The 15452-nt window shown below is 28.5% G+C and carries 17 protein-coding genes; 3 read left to right on the forward strand and 14 right to left on the reverse strand.

What is annotated here, in order from left to right; translation table 11 throughout:
• Positions 1-5 precede the first annotated feature (5 nt).
• Positions 6-500, reverse strand: coding sequence for a PTS sugar transporter subunit IIB (locus HMPREF9709_RS08450; RefSeq protein ID WP_005399196.1), 495 nt, complete (start codon positions 498-500; stop codon positions 6-8).
• A 16-nt stretch (positions 501-516) separates the two neighbouring features.
• On the reverse strand, positions 517-939 hold the full coding sequence (locus HMPREF9709_RS08455) for a PTS sugar transporter subunit IIA (RefSeq protein WP_005399197.1): 423 nt from the start codon (positions 937-939) through the stop codon (positions 517-519).
• A 231-nt stretch (positions 940-1170) separates the two neighbouring features.
• Here HMPREF9709_RS08455 and deoC point away from each other — a divergent pair, with 231 nt between their 5' ends.
• Both deoC and HMPREF9709_RS08465 read left to right on the forward strand, forming a co-directional pair.
• Positions 1171-1884: a deoxyribose-phosphate aldolase gene (gene deoC, locus HMPREF9709_RS08460; RefSeq protein WP_005399198.1), complete on the forward strand. Its 714-nt coding sequence runs from the start codon at positions 1171-1173 to the stop codon at positions 1882-1884.
• Between the two features lie 14 nt (positions 1885-1898).
• On the forward strand, positions 1899-2615 hold the full coding sequence (locus HMPREF9709_RS08465) for a GntR family transcriptional regulator (RefSeq protein ID WP_005399199.1): 717 nt from the start codon (positions 1899-1901) through the stop codon (positions 2613-2615).
• Positions 2616-2757: 142 nt separating this feature from the next.
• On the opposite strand, the gene HMPREF9709_RS08470 is transcribed toward HMPREF9709_RS08465, so the two are convergent.
• Both HMPREF9709_RS08470 and HMPREF9709_RS08475 read right to left on the reverse strand, forming a co-directional pair.
• Entirely contained in the window at positions 2758-3609 is an 852-nt protein-coding gene (locus HMPREF9709_RS08470) for a DegV family protein (RefSeq protein ID WP_005399200.1), read from the reverse strand.
• Positions 3602-4126 carry a DUF1836 domain-containing protein gene (locus HMPREF9709_RS08475; RefSeq protein ID WP_005399201.1) on the reverse strand — a complete coding sequence of 175 codons (525 nt, stop codon included), beginning with the start codon at positions 4124-4126 and terminating at the stop codon, positions 3602-3604. The genes HMPREF9709_RS08470 and HMPREF9709_RS08475 overlap by 8 nt, the downstream gene beginning before the upstream one ends.
• A 345-nt stretch (positions 4127-4471) precedes the next feature.
• Between HMPREF9709_RS08475 and HMPREF9709_RS08480 the strand changes: the two genes are divergently transcribed.
• On the forward strand, positions 4472-5068 hold the full coding sequence (locus tag HMPREF9709_RS08480; protein ID WP_005399202.1) for a general stress protein: 597 nt from the start codon (positions 4472-4474) through the stop codon (positions 5066-5068).
• 82 nt (positions 5069-5150) lie between these two features.
• Here HMPREF9709_RS08480 and HMPREF9709_RS08485 read toward each other — a convergent pair whose 3' ends face one another.
• The 10 genes from HMPREF9709_RS08485 to HMPREF9709_RS08530 form a co-directional block, all read right to left on the reverse strand.
• Complete coding sequence (locus HMPREF9709_RS08485) at positions 5151-6827, reverse strand: ribonucleoside-diphosphate reductase subunit alpha (RefSeq protein WP_005399203.1); 1677 nt, start codon at positions 6825-6827, stop codon at positions 5151-5153.
• A gap of 20 nt (positions 6828-6847) precedes the next feature.
• Positions 6848-8098 carry a ribonucleotide-diphosphate reductase subunit beta gene (locus tag HMPREF9709_RS08490; protein ID WP_005399204.1) on the reverse strand — a complete coding sequence of 417 codons (1251 nt, stop codon included), beginning with the start codon at positions 8096-8098 and terminating at the stop codon, positions 6848-6850.
• A gap of 9 nt (positions 8099-8107) precedes the next feature.
• Entirely contained in the window at positions 8108-8335 is a 228-nt protein-coding gene (locus HMPREF9709_RS08495; protein ID WP_005399205.1) for a glutaredoxin family protein, read from the reverse strand.
• A gap of 387 nt (positions 8336-8722) precedes the next feature.
• On the reverse strand, positions 8723-9532 hold the full coding sequence (locus tag HMPREF9709_RS08500) for a hypothetical protein (protein WP_005399206.1): 810 nt from the start codon (positions 9530-9532) through the stop codon (positions 8723-8725).
• Between the two features lie 679 nt (positions 9533-10211).
• Positions 10212-12308, reverse strand: coding sequence for a GH92 family glycosyl hydrolase (locus tag HMPREF9709_RS08505; protein ID WP_005399207.1), 2097 nt, complete (start codon positions 12306-12308; stop codon positions 10212-10214).
• A 96-nt stretch (positions 12309-12404) separates the two neighbouring features.
• Complete coding sequence (locus HMPREF9709_RS08510) at positions 12405-13337, reverse strand: LPXTG cell wall anchor domain-containing protein (protein WP_005399208.1); 933 nt, start codon at positions 13335-13337, stop codon at positions 12405-12407.
• Positions 13318-13608 (reverse strand): hypothetical protein, encoded by a 291-nt coding sequence (locus tag HMPREF9709_RS08515; protein WP_005399209.1) that lies wholly within the window; start codon positions 13606-13608, stop codon positions 13318-13320. Before HMPREF9709_RS08515 ends, HMPREF9709_RS08510 begins: the two co-directional genes overlap by 20 nt.
• Before the next feature lie 314 nt (positions 13609-13922).
• A complete protein-coding gene (locus tag HMPREF9709_RS08520; protein ID WP_005399210.1) occupies positions 13923-14774 on the reverse strand; it encodes a SigB/SigF/SigG family RNA polymerase sigma factor in 852 nt (283 codons plus the stop codon).
• A gap of 7 nt (positions 14775-14781) precedes the next feature.
• Entirely contained in the window at positions 14782-15132 is a 351-nt protein-coding gene (locus tag HMPREF9709_RS08525; RefSeq protein WP_005399211.1) for a hypothetical protein, read from the reverse strand.
• Positions 15132-15440, reverse strand: coding sequence for an STAS domain-containing protein (locus HMPREF9709_RS08530; RefSeq protein WP_005399212.1), 309 nt, complete (start codon positions 15438-15440; stop codon positions 15132-15134). The genes HMPREF9709_RS08525 and HMPREF9709_RS08530 overlap by 1 nt, the downstream gene beginning before the upstream one ends.
• Between the last annotated feature and the right edge of the window lie 12 nt (positions 15441-15452).

A 15452-nucleotide genomic window follows, 5' to 3' on the forward strand; every position in this document is an offset into this window, starting at 1 on the left:
CTTTTTCACTTCATTGAGTCATATATTTTTTTCATGGTTGGCCAATCCCTAATAGGATCAGAAGGTAATAATTGGAATTGTATGTTAATTCCATTATTATACATGTAGTCTAAAGCTTCATAATCTTTCTCATCAATAGCTACTGTTCTACCTAAAACCTTGGTTCCTGGTCTCGTATTCATACAACCTATATTTAATACTTTTCCAAAATCCCCACCATTTTTCATTATATTTGCAAAATTTTGAGGAGAGTCTGAAATAACAAAATAACTTTTTTTAGAATCTCTTGCCTGTGTTATTTTTGAGATTCCAATCTCTTCGTCATAAATTCCAATCCTATAATTGTCAGCAGCTACTTTTAATACTCTTTTTCTTAATGTATCACCTGCTACTTTATCACTCACCACAATAAAACCAAATAAATCTCGAGCCTTAGACCATCTTGTTGTAGTTTGACCATGAATTATACGATCATCAACTCTAACTAATGTTATTGACATTTTTTCCCCCTAAAAATTATATTTCAAAATCATCATCAATATTTTCATCAGGTATATCACTTCTAAATATACCTGATTTTCCTATCTCTACCGCTTCAATAGAAAGCTTATTCAAGTTTTCTTCTGAAGATATTTGCATGCCGATTTCTAATACCATAGGCAAATTCATCCCCGCTACCAATTCTACTTTATTAGAGTGTTCTAATTGATATTTTAAAGCAACATTGAATGGAGTACCCCCTTTCATATCTGTGAATACCAACACTCTATTATCCTTTGTTAACTCATCTAATAAGCTTTCCACCTTCTCTGTGAAAATTCCTATACCTTCGTCTGTTAAACTAATAGTTAAAATATTACTATCATCTCCAGCTATCATTCTATAACTTTCTTTTATCCCTTCTCCAAAACTTCCATGGGATAACAATAAAAGTTTCATGTGCATCTCCTTTTTAACTTAAAACATAATTATTTACATTCAACTTTTATGTAAATACATTCTATATTAGATTACGATTTCATTTTATATTACATCCCGTAAATTGTCAATATATTTATATATTTTTTATTACTTAGTTAATTAATCCTTGACTATACCAACATTTAGTAGTATTATTTATTTGTGAATCATATGTTATTACATATAAAAATAAAAATAAAGGCGGATAATATGAAGAAAAGATATACAATTGATGATTTAAGTAGAATGATTGACCATACAAATTTAAAAACTGATGCAACAAAAGAAGACATGAAAAAACTTTGTGAAGAAGCAAAAACTTATCATTTTAAGATGGTTGCAATTAACCAAGTGCAAACAAAAATCTGTAATAAATATCTAAAAGATACAGATATACACGTGGGGGCGGCTATTGCCTTTCCTTTAGGCCAAACTACAATCGAATCAAAAGTTTTTGAAACTAAAGACGCCATAAACAATGGCGCTACTGAAATTGATTATGTTATTAATTTATCCGAAGTAAAAGAAAAAAATTGGGATTACATTAAAGATGAAATGCAAAAAATAGTTTCTATATGCAGAGACTCACATGTAATTTCTAAAGTTATTTTTGAAAATGCTTATTTAAATAATGACGAAATAATCAAACTTTCCGAAATCGCTAAAGAGATAAAACCAGATTATATAAAAACTTCTACAGGCATGGCAAAATCAGGTGCAAAAATAGAAGATGTAAAATTGATGAAAAAAATTGTTGGAGATAATGTTAAAGTAAAAGCCGCTGGAGGCATTAGAGATGTAGAAACATTCTTAGATATGATTAGAAATGGCGCTGAAAGAATAGGTTGTAGTCAAGGAATTCCAATAATTGAAGAACTAAAGAAAAAATTTGAAAGAGAAGAGATTGACTTTATTGAAATATAGTATATTATATAGATATGAATAATTATAAGACATTACACGAAAAAATCTCGGCAGATTTACGAAAAAAAATATTAGATAAAGTATATAAAGTTGATGAAATGATTCCAAAAGAAATTGATTTAGCTGATCAATATGGAGTTAGTAGACCAACAATAAGACAAGCTATTCAAACTTTAGTTGATGAAGGATATCTTGAAAGAATAAAGGGAACAGGGACATTTGTAAGGAAGAAAAAAATAAATCAAGATTTCATACATAATATAAAAAGTTATGAAGACCAGATGAGATCTAAAGGATTCACACCTGTCACAAAAGTAATAAATTTTTCAATTGAAAAAGCAAATGAAGAAATAGCTGACAAACTAAACTTAAATGTTGGAGATTCTATCTATTCATTAACAAGATTAAGATACGCAAACGATGAACCAGCTGTGTTTGTTATAACATATATTCCACTACATTTATATAAAGATTTAATAAATGTTGATTTTTCAAAAGTAAGTCTTTATGCTACTTTCGAAAAATACAATAGACCTATTTACGCTGTTGAACGTGAATTAAATGTAATAAAATCTAATTATATGTCTAGCGCAATGCTAAATATACCAGTTGGTGATCCTCTGTTTTATTTCAAAACCATAGGCTATTCTAAAGATAAGGAAGCTATTGAATATTCTATCTCATGGTATAGAGGAGACTATAATAGTTTTGAAGTAAGAATTAATATGTGATGAGATATAAAATAAACATTAAGATTGATAACTCTATGGATATGTTCTAGGAGGAATAATATCCATAGAGTTGTTGTTTATTAGTTTATAGTTAAACTTTTTTGATAAACTATCAATCATAATAATCTGTAAACTATATCTCTTAATCAAATTTCAACACTGAAACACCCACCGACTTAGGTCCAGCATGGACACCAAGCACTGGTGTTAACTGTGTCCTTATCACAAGTTTTGCTTTATCAAATTGCGCTTTCAACTTTTCCTCTATTTCTCTAGCTTCTTCATCATTATCGCCTGAAAACAGCGCAATCCAATAATTTTCTGAATTACCAATACATTCTTTTATACTATTTACTAGAGCCATCTGGCTGTTATTTTTACCTCTTTTTTTATCAATAACTACTATTTCTCCATCAACTGATTTTAACAATGGATGGATATTTAGAATGTTTCCCAATAAACCAGCATATTTGTTAAATCTTCCACCTTTTACTACATATTTTAACGTCCTAAATAGAGCGAAGATATCAGCATTTTTCATATCTTTTTCAATATCTTTAATTATCTCTTCAACTGATTTATCTCTATTTCTATTAATTGCAGCATGAATGGTTATAAATCCTGCACTTGATCCAATCTGAAGCGTATCGATTATATGAAAATTAATCCCTTTATAATACGACTTAATCGAATTATAAAGATTAAACATTCCTGTAAGTTTAGATGAACTAGTTATCATGATAGCATCAGTATATCCCTTATCCTTCAATCTATCCAACTGTTTGGTTACACTTTGCGGAGAAGGTACACCAGTTGTCAAAATATCATATTTTTCCATCGTCTTATAAAAAGACCTCGAGTCAATATCTACCTGATCAGTATATTCATTGTCTCCCATTTGAATCTGATAAGGAATGATTTCTATACCAAATTCTCCTCCTAATTCAAACGTTAAATCCTGTGTTGTATCACCAAATATTGCTATTTTAGCCATTATCTTTACCTCTTATATTTTCTATACCATTTTTTCTTATTATTAAATTGCCTAATAACTTCATGCTATACGCATAGGCAATTGAAGCAACGCCTACTTCTTTACTTGATATTTCTTTATTTTCAATTGTAAAATTTCCATCTTGGTCCATTGATTTATAAAGTGACTGAATATTTTCAGTTAAAATCTTTGAGAAACTATTAAAAGATTTTTCTACAGTCATTTGTTTGAATGCTAAGTTAAATCCTTTATTTATATTTTCAATAGAAATAACTTGCTTATAGATAGAAATAACAATCAATTTTGCAATATCTTCTCTATAATAAAGTCTTCCTTCACTTCTATCTAATAAACCCCATCTTCTGTAATTTTGAATCATTGTATTAGTAATAATTGGTTCCTCAATGTAAATATCTTTAAGACATGATTCTATATATTTTATTGTTCCACTACTTCTTAGCCCCTCATTAGGTAGATCTTCCCATTTTGGGCATTGGAAATTTATTAAATTTTTCAATTTTTACCTCACAATTCTTCTTAATTATCTTGTTATCATAACAAGATAATAGAAATGATATCAATAAATTCCTTTTATGTCAATATATATTTTAAATACTTTTTTATTATATTTTAAATATTTTTATACTTTTGTCACTTTTTTGAAATACGTTTTTTTACAGATTTTATCTTATTTTTTACATACATTAACTTATTTCTTATCATTTTTATGAAAATTATTATTTACACTTGTTTCATCTAAAAACTCTATGGGTAGCAATACAGTATCAACAGGCAGTTCATTAGTTGATTGAAAATAGCACATATAACTCATATAAACTCAGAATTTAGGGGGGAGTAAAAAATGAGAAACTATGAAGTATTCAATACAGAACAAGAATTGTTAGATAGAATCCAGCAATTACAAGAAACTGGATACCAATATTCAGAATTTGAGGTTTATACTTCAAATGAATTGAGCGAAGATAGCGAATATTACTATGATGTTAATAAACATGATGGTGAGGCATCTTTTGTAGATAAAGTCGCAGCATTCTTTACAGGTGAAGATCCTGAAGAAAGAGTATTTAGTAAGTATGAATGGGATGAAGATTCAAAAGAGCAAGCAAAAAGAGCCATTGACAATGGATTATACGTTTTAGTAGTTGATAGAGAAGGTTATTACGAAAATGAAGAAAACTTCAGATATTTAGATAATCCAGAAAACAGAGAAAATGATTATATAAATAATCCTGAATATACAGGTGATGGTTATGTAAACAATCCTGAATACAACAGAGATGATGTAATTGCAGATAAGGAAATAGGTAATGAAAGTCCTACAAAAAAAAATAGAAGAGAGTTAACTGACGAAGATGAATTATCTGTTGAAAATTACACATTATATAATGAAGATGATGAAGAATTAGATTATGATGAAGAAGAAGACGATTTATTATAATCTTTAATTACAAAATGTAAAAGGCTGTAAATTTTTACAGCCCTTTTATTTTGCATATTTTAAAAGTCAAATTAAATAATTCCTACGCTTCACAAGCTAAACAAACTGAAGTTTGATAGAATTTTTGTGCAGCATTTGTACTATGTTGATAATATAATGTCTTTATACCATTTTCCCAAGCGTAAAGATGTAAATCGTTTAATTCTTTAGCTGAGGTTTTTGGATTAACCATGATATTTAAGGATTGTCCTTGATCAATATATTTCTGTCTAACACTTGCTTGATTTAACACTTCATATTGATTTATTTCTGAGAATGTCTTAAATACATCTTTTTCATGTTCTGTCAAATAGTCCAAATGTTGAACTGATCCATCATGATTTCTAATATCAATCCAAGTTTCTCTTGTATCCTTACCATATTTTGCTAAAACTTCTCTTAAATATGGATTTTGAACAGTAACTTTTGCTTTAGCAACATCTTTAACATAGTTGTTTGACCACAATGGTTCAATAGATTGAGAAGTTTGTCCTAAAATGAACGCTGAAGAAGTAGTTGGTGCAACAGCCATTAATGTTGAATTTCTTCTGCCAGTACCTTTCATAAATACTGGTTCACCAAAGATTTTTGCTAATTTTTTAGTTGCTTCTTCTGCTTGTTCTCTTATAGTCTTAAAGATATTTTCATTTAAAAGACTTGCTTCAACAGATTCAAATGGAATCATCTTAGATTGTAATAATGAATGCCATCCTAAAACCCCAAGTCCTAAAGCTCTATTTTCCAATGCAAATTTGTACGCTCTTCTCATAAAGTGGAATGCATCATTGTATTCCCTATTTTCTGAATCCCTCAATTTTTCAAGCTTTTCAATAAAATCTGTCATCACGGCATCTAAGAAGAATATCATAGTTTCAACTGCATCTGTATCTTTCCATTCGTCAAAATGTAAAGCATTCATACTGGAAAGATTACATACGAATGACCATTCTTCATTGTCTGGTAATGCAATTTCTGAACACAAATTAGAATGTGTGATTGGCTTATCTTTGTACCATTCTGGCTTATTGTTATTTACTGTATCAGTAAAGAATACATATGGGTATCCCATTTCAACACGGCGTTGCAATAATTTTGCCCATGTTTTACGTTTATCTTTGTCACCGCCAATCATTCCTAATAACCATTCATCCGTAACAGTTACACCATGATTTAAGTTTTGGATTTCATTTCCTTCAACACCAATTTCTAAAAATTCATCTATATCTGGATGACCAATTGGCAAATATGGAGCAAATCTACCACGTCTAGCGGATCCTTGACTTACAGTATCTGTCATTTGTTCAAATAACTTCATGAAATGCACGGCTCCAGAAGACACCCCATTATTTGTAATGGCTGCCCCTCTTCCTCTTACATCTCCGAAGAATCCTGAAGTACCTCCGCCATATTTTGACATCATACCAACTTCACTTGATGAGTATAAAATACCTCCCATATCGTCAGAAATATATGAACCAAAACATGAAATTGGTAGGCCACGGCTATTACCAAAATTTGTCCAAACAGGTGTAGATAATGAATAATATCCCTTACCTAAATATCCATAAAATTTATCTGCAAATCCTTCAATTCCTAAGTTTTTTTCTGCAGTTTCTGCAATTTCTCTTAATCTTTCTTTTGCAGTTTGCTCTTCACCTAAATATCCACGACTAAGGAATAGTTGACTATTCTCTGTTAGCCAGTAAAAATCTTCTCTCATTATTGTCTCCCTAAATAATTTTAAAACAAATCATCAGCTGTAATGCTTCTTGATCTCTTTGTGTAGTTTACAGATCTCTTTTCGAAGAAGTCTACATGTTTTGTAGCTACTACTTCATCATCAAACCAGTCAGTTTTTTCAACTTCTTTTTCATCAACATCAAAAATTCTTTCAAGCCCAATTGCTTCTAAAGAATTATTTAATCTATTTTTAATAAACTCTTGAACTGTATATCTTGGCATAAATGTTAATTCACCATCTTCAAAAATCCAATCTAACACTTCATGTTCTGATTCGTACGCTTCATGTACCAATGCGTAAATATCTTCCGCCATTTCATCATCGAACCATTTTGGTTTTTCTTCTCTAATTGTATTAATCAAATCAACACCAAATTCTCCGTGTAATTGTTCTTCTTTTGAAGTAGCTTCAATAACATTAGAAATACCACTAAATAGATTACTATATTTATTAAATGACATAATAATTAAAAATTGACTAAATAGAGAAATGTGTTCAATAAACGCTGAGAATAACAATACTGCTATTGCAAAATCTCTATCATTTCCTGTTCTAGAATATTCATTGTGTTTTTTCAAATAATTAACACGTTTACTCAATGCAGGTATTTCATCGATCTTTTCAAATTCACTATTTAATCCCAATAATTCCAACAAATGCGCATAAGCATCACTATGTCTAACTTCTGATTCTGCGAAAGTATGTCCAACATTTGCTAACTCAGGTTTAGGTAATCTCTTATATAAATCACCCCAAAACTCTTTAACATCCACTTCAACTTGAGCAATAGCAAGCATTGAATTCTTTATAGCAGTTCTTTCATGAGGTTGTACATTTACTTTATAATCTTGAATATCAGAAGTAAAATTATATTCTGTATGCAACCAGTAAGAATGTTGAATAGCTTCTTTGTACGCTTCTAACTCTGGGTATTCATAAGGTTTTAAATTTTTTCTTGGTTTAAAAATATCTCTTCTACGTTCTTTTTTTCTCTCTTCACGATATAAAATATATTTCTTAGCAGTACGAGTATGCTTGTTTAACATCAAAACTTCTTCAACCTTATCTTGAATAGTTTCCACGTCAACACTTACTGTATTAAATGAATCCACAACTTGACTTGCAGCATCCAGAATATCTTGAGTTGTCATCTCTTCAGTTTCATGATTAGCCTTAGTAATCGCAATAATAATCTTTTCTTTATTGAAATCTACAACTTCACCATTTCTTTTTATTACAGTTTTAATCATTCCCATCTCCTAAACATACTTTAAAATATCATTATATTCTTCAAATTCTATAATTTCGCCATCAATTTCTATTTGAGGTAATTGTCTATATCCCTTTGCTAAAAGATTTTGACGAGCTTCTTCATTTTCACTAATATTTAATTCTTCATATGGAATTTGCTTCATAGCCATCCATTTTTTTAACATAGCACATTTACTACAACCAGTATTACTATATAATTTAATTTGCTTTTCCATAATTCTCTCCCCTAAAATTGTTTCGCTATGTATTATATTACACTAAAAACATACCCTACTTCAAAAATTTTCTTGGATAAAAATATTAATACTCCACTCATCCTCTCAAACGTTGAAATTTCACCATCTAAACTATATATCGCGTTTTATTTTTCTAAATACACTATATATAGTCTTATATTTATACTTTTAATAAATTTCATTAAAGCTTTACTTTCCTCAATTCTACAAATCTTTAAACAATATTTTTATCTTTGCTAATCAACTCATTAAATATCTATACACCAAAATATTTTAAAAAAATAAAAACTCTAAACCTATATTTTACAAATTTGTTATAGTTTAAAGTTTCACACAAATATTTACAATAAATCATCTCTAAAAGAACTAAATAAGGAACTTTTTTATAATCCTCTCCACATTTTTTATATCGAATGTCATATTTGAACTTTCAAAACTAAAAAATAAATTTTCACCATAATAAATTCCATTCCTAGCATAAAGCTCAATCTTTTTAATGAAATTATTTACATACTCAGGTTTATCCATCATACCAAAATGTTCCCAATAAACTACCTTATCAGAATTCTTAGGCATAATAGTAAAATCAACATATATTACCTCACCATTCTCCAAATATAGAGGCTTCTCATATATATACTCCACCCCATAATCCGTAAAAATATCTCCTAATATTTTCTCCGACTTCGATCTTACCCTCTCTCCCTTTTTAGTATAAATCTCTATACTTTCAAAAGGAAATTTAGAAACCTGATATTCCTCATTCCTCCACTTTTCAAACCTCTGATCCCAAGTCGGAACAATCATATTTATCAATTCCCTTCTCTCTGGAATCAAACTATAATAAAAATCTTCTATATTTTTGTTTTCATAACTATCAATCAAACCATTAAGTAAACTTAATCGTTCCTCAATAATCTTACTTACTTTATTATAAAAAGATTTATTAGCAAGCTCCTGCGCAATAGAAAGATCTTTTTTAGGAATATAGACTCTCTCAAGTTCTTTAGTTTGGGGATTAATCAAGCATTTGTAGTATTGGGTGTATTTGTTGTTATTCTTAACAGCTAAATATTCGTTATCTTTTATGTTAATGTTTTTCATTAAGTTCTTTATTTTTTTATCTAAATCGGAATATTTTTTAACTTCTTTTTTCAATGTTTCTAATAATTTCATTTTATACCTCGTAATATTATATTTATAATACTATTATGATATATTTTTGTAATTTATTGAATGTCATTATTATTAACTACTTGTAACATTTTAAATTTTCCTGATTATTTTGTGTTTTTTATTTTTATCAGGAAAGTTTTTCTTCCATTTTTCCTGATTATTTCTGATTTTCCATTTTAATCAGGAACACTTTTTTTAGTTTTCCTGATTATTTTCAATTTTCCGTTTTAGTCAGGAAAAATTTTTGTCCATTTTTCCTGATTATTTTTAATTTTCCGTTTTAGTCAGGAAAAATTTTTCTCTGTTTTTCCTGATTATTTTTAGTTTTTCGATTTAATCAGGAAATTTATCCTTTTTCTTTTCCTGATTATTTTGAGTTTCTTGATTTAGTCAGGAAATTGAAGCTCCATCTTTTCCTGATTATTTTGAGTTTCTTGATTTAGTCAGGAAATTTATCCATTTTCCTTTCCTGATTATTTTCAGTTTCTTGATTTAATCAGGAAATTTACCCATTTTCTTTTCCTGTTTTTTTTCAATTTTCTATTTTAATCAGGAAACTCTAGAATTATCCATTTTACACATGTAAACCCCAAAATTCCCTCTACTATCCATTCCCGCTACATAAAAAAAACATCAATATCCGTCGGAGATTGTCCTAACAGATATTGATGAACATTTATTATACTATTCCTAAAGTAAATTCTAGATCTATTCCATCTTTTATTTGATCCCATGTTAATTTTGTGGCTTCAAATTTTTCGCCATTGATTTTCTTATCAATGATGAATTTTTTATGATGGTAATTTTCGTTTACTTTAATATTTATTTTATTTCCATTAAATAATGTGATAGTTGCTTTGTTCCAGAATGGTATACCTAGTTGGTATTCATTTGAACCTGGACAGAATGGATAAAATCCTAGGCTGGAGAAAATGTACCATGCTGATGTGGATCCATTGTCTTCATCTCCTGGGAATCCTTTGAAGTCATATCTAAAGTAGTTAAGTAATAGCTCTTTTAGAATTATTTGTGCTTTTTTTGGTTTATCTACAAAATTATATAGATATGGCATGTGGAATGATGGTTGGTTTGAAATAGCATGGTGTCCAAAGTTTGCCATTCCAAATTCTCGCATTTCGTGTATTTCATAGCCATAAGCCCCAAATTTATATTCTGATTTTGAATTGGAGATTTCATCAAGTTTTTTTTCAAACTCTTCTTTTCCTCCAAATTCTCCTATTAGTCCTTCTACATCATGATAAACATTATAAGAGTTTTGATAAGCGGATCCTTCGGTATAAGGAGAACCCCAATTTAGTGGATCAAAGTCTTTGTCAAATTGTCCATCTTTACTTTTAGCTCTCATAAATCCAGTTTCTTTATCAAATATATTTTTATAATTTTGTGTGTAGGAATAATATTTTTCTGCTATATCTTTTTTTCCTAGATTTTCAGCAACTTTAGCTATGGACCAATCGGATAAACAGTTATCTAGGGTTTGATTTACGGATTCATGTATATCAGAAGTTACATAACCATGTTTTCTATAAGCTTCTGTGCCAGCTCTACCATAGGTGTTTTTACCGGATGGAATTTCTGCACCTTTTATCATAGCTTCTAGTAATTCTTCCATGTATTTTTCACCAATATTTTTTGATGAAGCTTCAGCAATTACATTATCAACTAATGTGCCAGGCATCAAGCCTCTTTCATCAGGTGATAGCCATTTTGGCAAATATCCTGAATTTCTAAACTGGTTTACATAACCTTCTAAAATGTCTTCAAATATTTCTTGATCAATTAATGAAAATAGTGGGAATAATGTTTTGTGTAAATCCCACATTCCCATATTTGTGAACATTTTTCCTTCTTTTACAGATTTTGATAAAGTGTCATAATATACATCTTTACCATTTTCATCAATTTCATAAAATCTCATTGGGAATAAAAATGCTCTATAAACCGCATGATAAAACATTCTCTCTTGCTCTAATCTATCATATGGCTCATATTGATCATATTCACTAGCAGGATTAACATTTTCTACATCAAATTTATCAAAATATTTTTGCCATTTTGATGCAGAATCTTGCAATGTTTCTTCAAAATCTTTATTCATTCTGCTATGGTTTAATTTAGCTTGTTCTAATGAAATAAATGAAGTCGAAACATAAAGTTCCTTTGAACCTTCTATCACATATCTATCTTTTTCTAATTTTTTTAGTGAATGTTTCTCACTGGAAATTACAATATACATTGTAAAATTTTCATCTTCAGATCCAGAAAAATTAACCACTTTTCCAGAAATCAAGCCATCTTCTGTATCTAGATGTAGCTGTTTACCTTCTAAAATATATTTAGGTTTGTCTACTTCATATTTAACTACCACTGAATCAACTGATGCTGTGACAAGTGCAATTTCTCCATCTTCAAAATATATTTCATTATAATGTGGTAAGAATTTTGAATCGACAGAATTGTATTTTCTTTCTTTTGTTGATTCATCTTTTGAAGGTAAAATTGTGAATGAGCTATAGTCTCCCATCCATGGACTTGGTTGATGTGTTATTCTAAATCCCTCAAATTTTAAATGATTTGGATTAAACCACCAAGATCCACCTTCTTTATTAGTTTGAACTGCTACATAGTTCATTCCGAATGGTACACCTGTCATAGGTAATGTATTTCCGTTTGAAAATTCATAAATACTATCTGTACCTATTCTTGTATCTGTAAATTTATATTTTCTAAATTGCTCTAAAAATTTGTTATTCATATCATTCCTTCTTAATTTAAAGTGGTATCAATAATTTACTTGCATTTAAATATACAGAATAAAGAATAGGCAGATTTTCATAAATAGAATTATTTATTAAATAATTTCTTCTTTGTTATTTTTCTTTTTTAAAAATCCTACAGCTAATAAACTTAAGCCAGCAATAGCTACAATTGAACTATATAAGACAATATCATTATTATCTCCAGTTTTTGGATTTTTCATTGATTTATCTTTATTTGCTTTTGCATTTAGATTTTTATTTGGCATATCTTTTTTGGATTTTCCAGATTCTTTCATCTGCATATTCTTTTGAGCTTCTGGTTTATTTTCTTTTTGTTTATTAGAAATATTTTGATCGTTTTGTTTTGGTACTACCATATCTTTGTGATCATTTTGTTTTGGTTTTTCTGGTAATACTTGATCTTCTTCTTTTGGTTTTTCTTCTTTTGGATCTAGTTTATTTATAATATCAAGTTTTATTGGAGAATGGAATTTAGCTTTGATTCTATCTCCTACACTATGATAATCTTTTTCAAAATCTTCTTTATTTTTAAATTCCACAAGTCTAACATGATTTTTTCTAGTGAAATCTTCTAAATCTTTTCTAATCTTAATTTCTCTTTGTTTTGCAGCTTCATTTGTAGCTTCATCATATTCCTTATAATCAAATAGAGTGAAACCTTCTAAAGTTACTTCTTTTGATTCACCTGCAATATATCCAGAAGGAGCTTTAGTTTCTTTTATTTTGAATGTTTCTATATTTACATTAAAGAAATTAACTTCTAAATATTTATCTTTTATAGTTATATTGAATCTAATTTCTGCTAGTTTACTAGGTAATAATCCTACTAAAACTTGTTTTTTATCTGAAGTGATTTTGTCTGTTGCATCTTCGTTATTTAACATGCTTAAAAGACCTTCATTAAATATTTCTTCAAAATTTGGATCAAAATAATCGCCATGAGCTAAATGTCCATTTAATGGAAATCTTGAATGATATTCAATCTTAAATGGGGAATGATGCATATAATTTAGCGGAACCTTTACCTATTCTTCCAAGAGTTTCATTGTTAAAAGTTTTAAATTGAAGCTTTTCACCACTTTCATTGTAGACTTCAAATTCAGCATTCTCTAATTTTGTACTTTTTTCATCAATTTTATTAAGTTCAAACAGCTTGTAGCCAAATGTGTCTATACCACTTTGTTCTTGCGCATTAACTTTTGTACTTAAAGTTGTAGATGATAATAACATAGATACTAATAATATAAAAACAAATAATTTTTTTGTTTGTCTCATTTTTACCTCCTTGTCTAATACCCTGTTTTATTATTTCTTTATGTGTTCTTACCTAATAATTTTGGAATTATATTAAGTATTATTCGTTATATAAATATTTAACGCTAAACACAGTAGTTTAATTATAATCTTGACATTATAATTTATCAATAAAATATTATATGATTTTTATATAATAATATTGATTTAATTGAACGACACAGGATATTCGTCTATTTTTCGGAGATTTTTTTCAGACAAATATTAGTATAAATGTAAATTTTTTGTCACATTTTTGTTAATTATTAGTATCTATTATATGAATAATAACTCAACTATTTATTATTCACCTTTATCCCTAGTTCTTCTCTAAATTTTTTAATTACTTTCTTTTCAAGTCTTGAAACAGTCATCTGACTGACATCAAGCTTCTCAGCTATGGCTACTTGAGTCATTTTCTCAAAATATCTATAAACTACAATTTTCTTTTCGATATCAGTAAAATTATCCATCGCACCACGAATAAATGACATATCATCAACTAATTGATAATTTTTATCTTCTTCACCTAGTAAATCTGCAAAACTAACTTCCCTATCTTCAGAGGAAGTATCTAAGTTTTTGTCAATAGATTGTGGTGAATAAACTTGTGATGCATCCATTGCTTCAATAATCTCTTCTGATGAAACTTCCAATAATTCTGCAATCTCATCAATACTAGGATTTTTCTTAAGTCTTTGAGTTAACTCAGCTTTAGCATTATTTACCCTCTTTGAAAGCTCTTGAATTCTTCTTGGTACTCTAATTACCCAACCCTTATCTCTGAAATATCTCTTGATTTCTCCAGTTATAGTAGGTGTAGCATAAGAAGAAAATTCAAAACCTCTATCGACATTAAATCTGTCAACAGCTAAAATTAACCCAAGTGAAGCTATTTGATATAAATCGTCATATTCAATACCTTTATTTGCATATTTTTTTGCTAAAATTTCTGCAATATAAAGATTTTTTTCAATTAGAGAATCACGGATAATTTTAATTTTTCTTTTCACCTTATCAAGTTCTTTTTTATTTTTTTCATTTAGATCTGATTTCTCAAGCTTTTTTTCTTCTTCTCGAAGCGTCTGTAACCTCTTAAAATCATCATAATCTCTAATTTTATTATCCGAGTTTTTGTTTTCTTTCATATCATGCCTATTCTTTGTTTATAATTACAGTTATCTTCTCATCTTCCAATTGTAAATCGTCTGAAAGGTATAAAAGTATTTGCTTTTTGATTTCAAAATTAGCATCATTTAAACCTTCCTCTTTTTCAATCTTGTTTCTAACAAAACATATACTTAATCCCTTTTCTGATAAATCGAAATTAACTAATATTCTATCATTATCAGGCAATAGATAAGTAAAAATTTCAGAAACAACAACTTTTACATCTTCAACTTTATCAATATCAAATCCTACTTTATTAGCTATTGAAGCTGTTGATAATCTTAACATTTGTAAATATTGAGGATTTGATGGTAAGTCAATTTTTATATTATCCATTATTCCTCCATGTTGAAAATTTTATCTAATTCTGTAATCTTAAATAGTTTAGCAATATTTCTGTTAGCATTTTTTACAGTCAAACTTCTATCTTTTTTCTTAACATCATTATAAACAGTCATAATAGCACCAATTCCAGTAGAATCAATGTATTCTAAATCTTTTAAATCGATAATCACATCTTTATCTATATTTTCATATTTTTCTAAAATATCATCCTTAAAAGTTTCTACAGAATTAATGTCTAAATCTCCTGAAAGAAATACATTTAAATTTTCTTCCTCTTTGTAATCTATATTAAAAGCCATAATTTCCCCCTA

The organism is Helcococcus kunzii ATCC 51366 (assembly GCF_000245755.1).
In the GTDB taxonomy this organism is placed as follows: domain Bacteria; phylum Bacillota; class Clostridia; order Tissierellales; family Peptoniphilaceae; genus Helcococcus; species Helcococcus kunzii.

What these genes read in the sequence shown, in the direction of transcription:
- HMPREF9709_RS08530 (WP_005399212.1), bottom strand. Translation starts at nt 15,440, where the DNA reads ATGGCTTTTAATATAGATTACAAAGAGGAAGAAAATTTAAATGTATTT.
- HMPREF9709_RS08520 (WP_005399210.1), bottom strand. Translation starts at nt 14,774, where the DNA reads ATGAAAGAAAACAAAAACTCGGATAATAAAATTAGAGATTATGATGAT.
- HMPREF9709_RS08485 (WP_005399203.1), bottom strand. Translation starts at nt 6,827, where the DNA reads ATGAGAGAAGATTTTTACTGGCTAACAGAGAATAGTCAACTATTCCTT.
- HMPREF9709_RS08500 (WP_005399206.1), bottom strand. Translation starts at nt 9,532, where the DNA reads ATGAAATTATTAGAAACATTGAAAAAAGAAGTTAAAAAATATTCCGAT.
- HMPREF9709_RS08505 (WP_005399207.1), bottom strand. Translation starts at nt 12,308, where the DNA reads ATGAATAACAAATTTTTAGAGCAATTTAGAAAATATAAATTTACAGAT.
- HMPREF9709_RS08480 (WP_005399202.1), top strand. Translation starts at nt 4,472, where the DNA reads ATGAGAAACTATGAAGTATTCAATACAGAACAAGAATTGTTAGATAGA.
- HMPREF9709_RS08455 (WP_005399197.1), bottom strand. Translation starts at nt 939, where the DNA reads ATGAAACTTTTATTGTTATCCCATGGAAGTTTTGGAGAAGGGATAAAA.
- HMPREF9709_RS08465 (WP_005399199.1), top strand. Translation starts at nt 1,899, where the DNA reads ATGAATAATTATAAGACATTACACGAAAAAATCTCGGCAGATTTACGA.
- HMPREF9709_RS08470 (WP_005399200.1), bottom strand. Translation starts at nt 3,609, where the DNA reads ATGGCTAAAATAGCAATATTTGGTGATACAACACAGGATTTAACGTTT.
- HMPREF9709_RS08450 (WP_005399196.1), bottom strand. Translation starts at nt 500, where the DNA reads ATGTCAATAACATTAGTTAGAGTTGATGATCGTATAATTCATGGTCAA.
- HMPREF9709_RS08510 (WP_005399208.1), bottom strand. Translation starts at nt 13,337, where the DNA reads ATGCATCATTCCCCATTTAAGATTGAATATCATTCAAGATTTCCATTA.
- HMPREF9709_RS08490 (WP_005399204.1), bottom strand. Translation starts at nt 8,098, where the DNA reads ATGATTAAAACTGTAATAAAAAGAAATGGTGAAGTTGTAGATTTCAAT.
- HMPREF9709_RS08495 (WP_005399205.1), bottom strand. Translation starts at nt 8,335, where the DNA reads ATGGAAAAGCAAATTAAATTATATAGTAATACTGGTTGTAGTAAATGT.
- deoC (WP_005399198.1), top strand. Translation starts at nt 1,171, where the DNA reads ATGAAGAAAAGATATACAATTGATGATTTAAGTAGAATGATTGACCAT.
- HMPREF9709_RS08525 (WP_005399211.1), bottom strand. Translation starts at nt 15,132, where the DNA reads ATGGATAATATAAAAATTGACTTACCATCAAATCCTCAATATTTACAA.
- HMPREF9709_RS08515 (WP_005399209.1), bottom strand. Translation starts at nt 13,608, where the DNA reads ATGAGACAAACAAAAAAATTATTTGTTTTTATATTATTAGTATCTATG.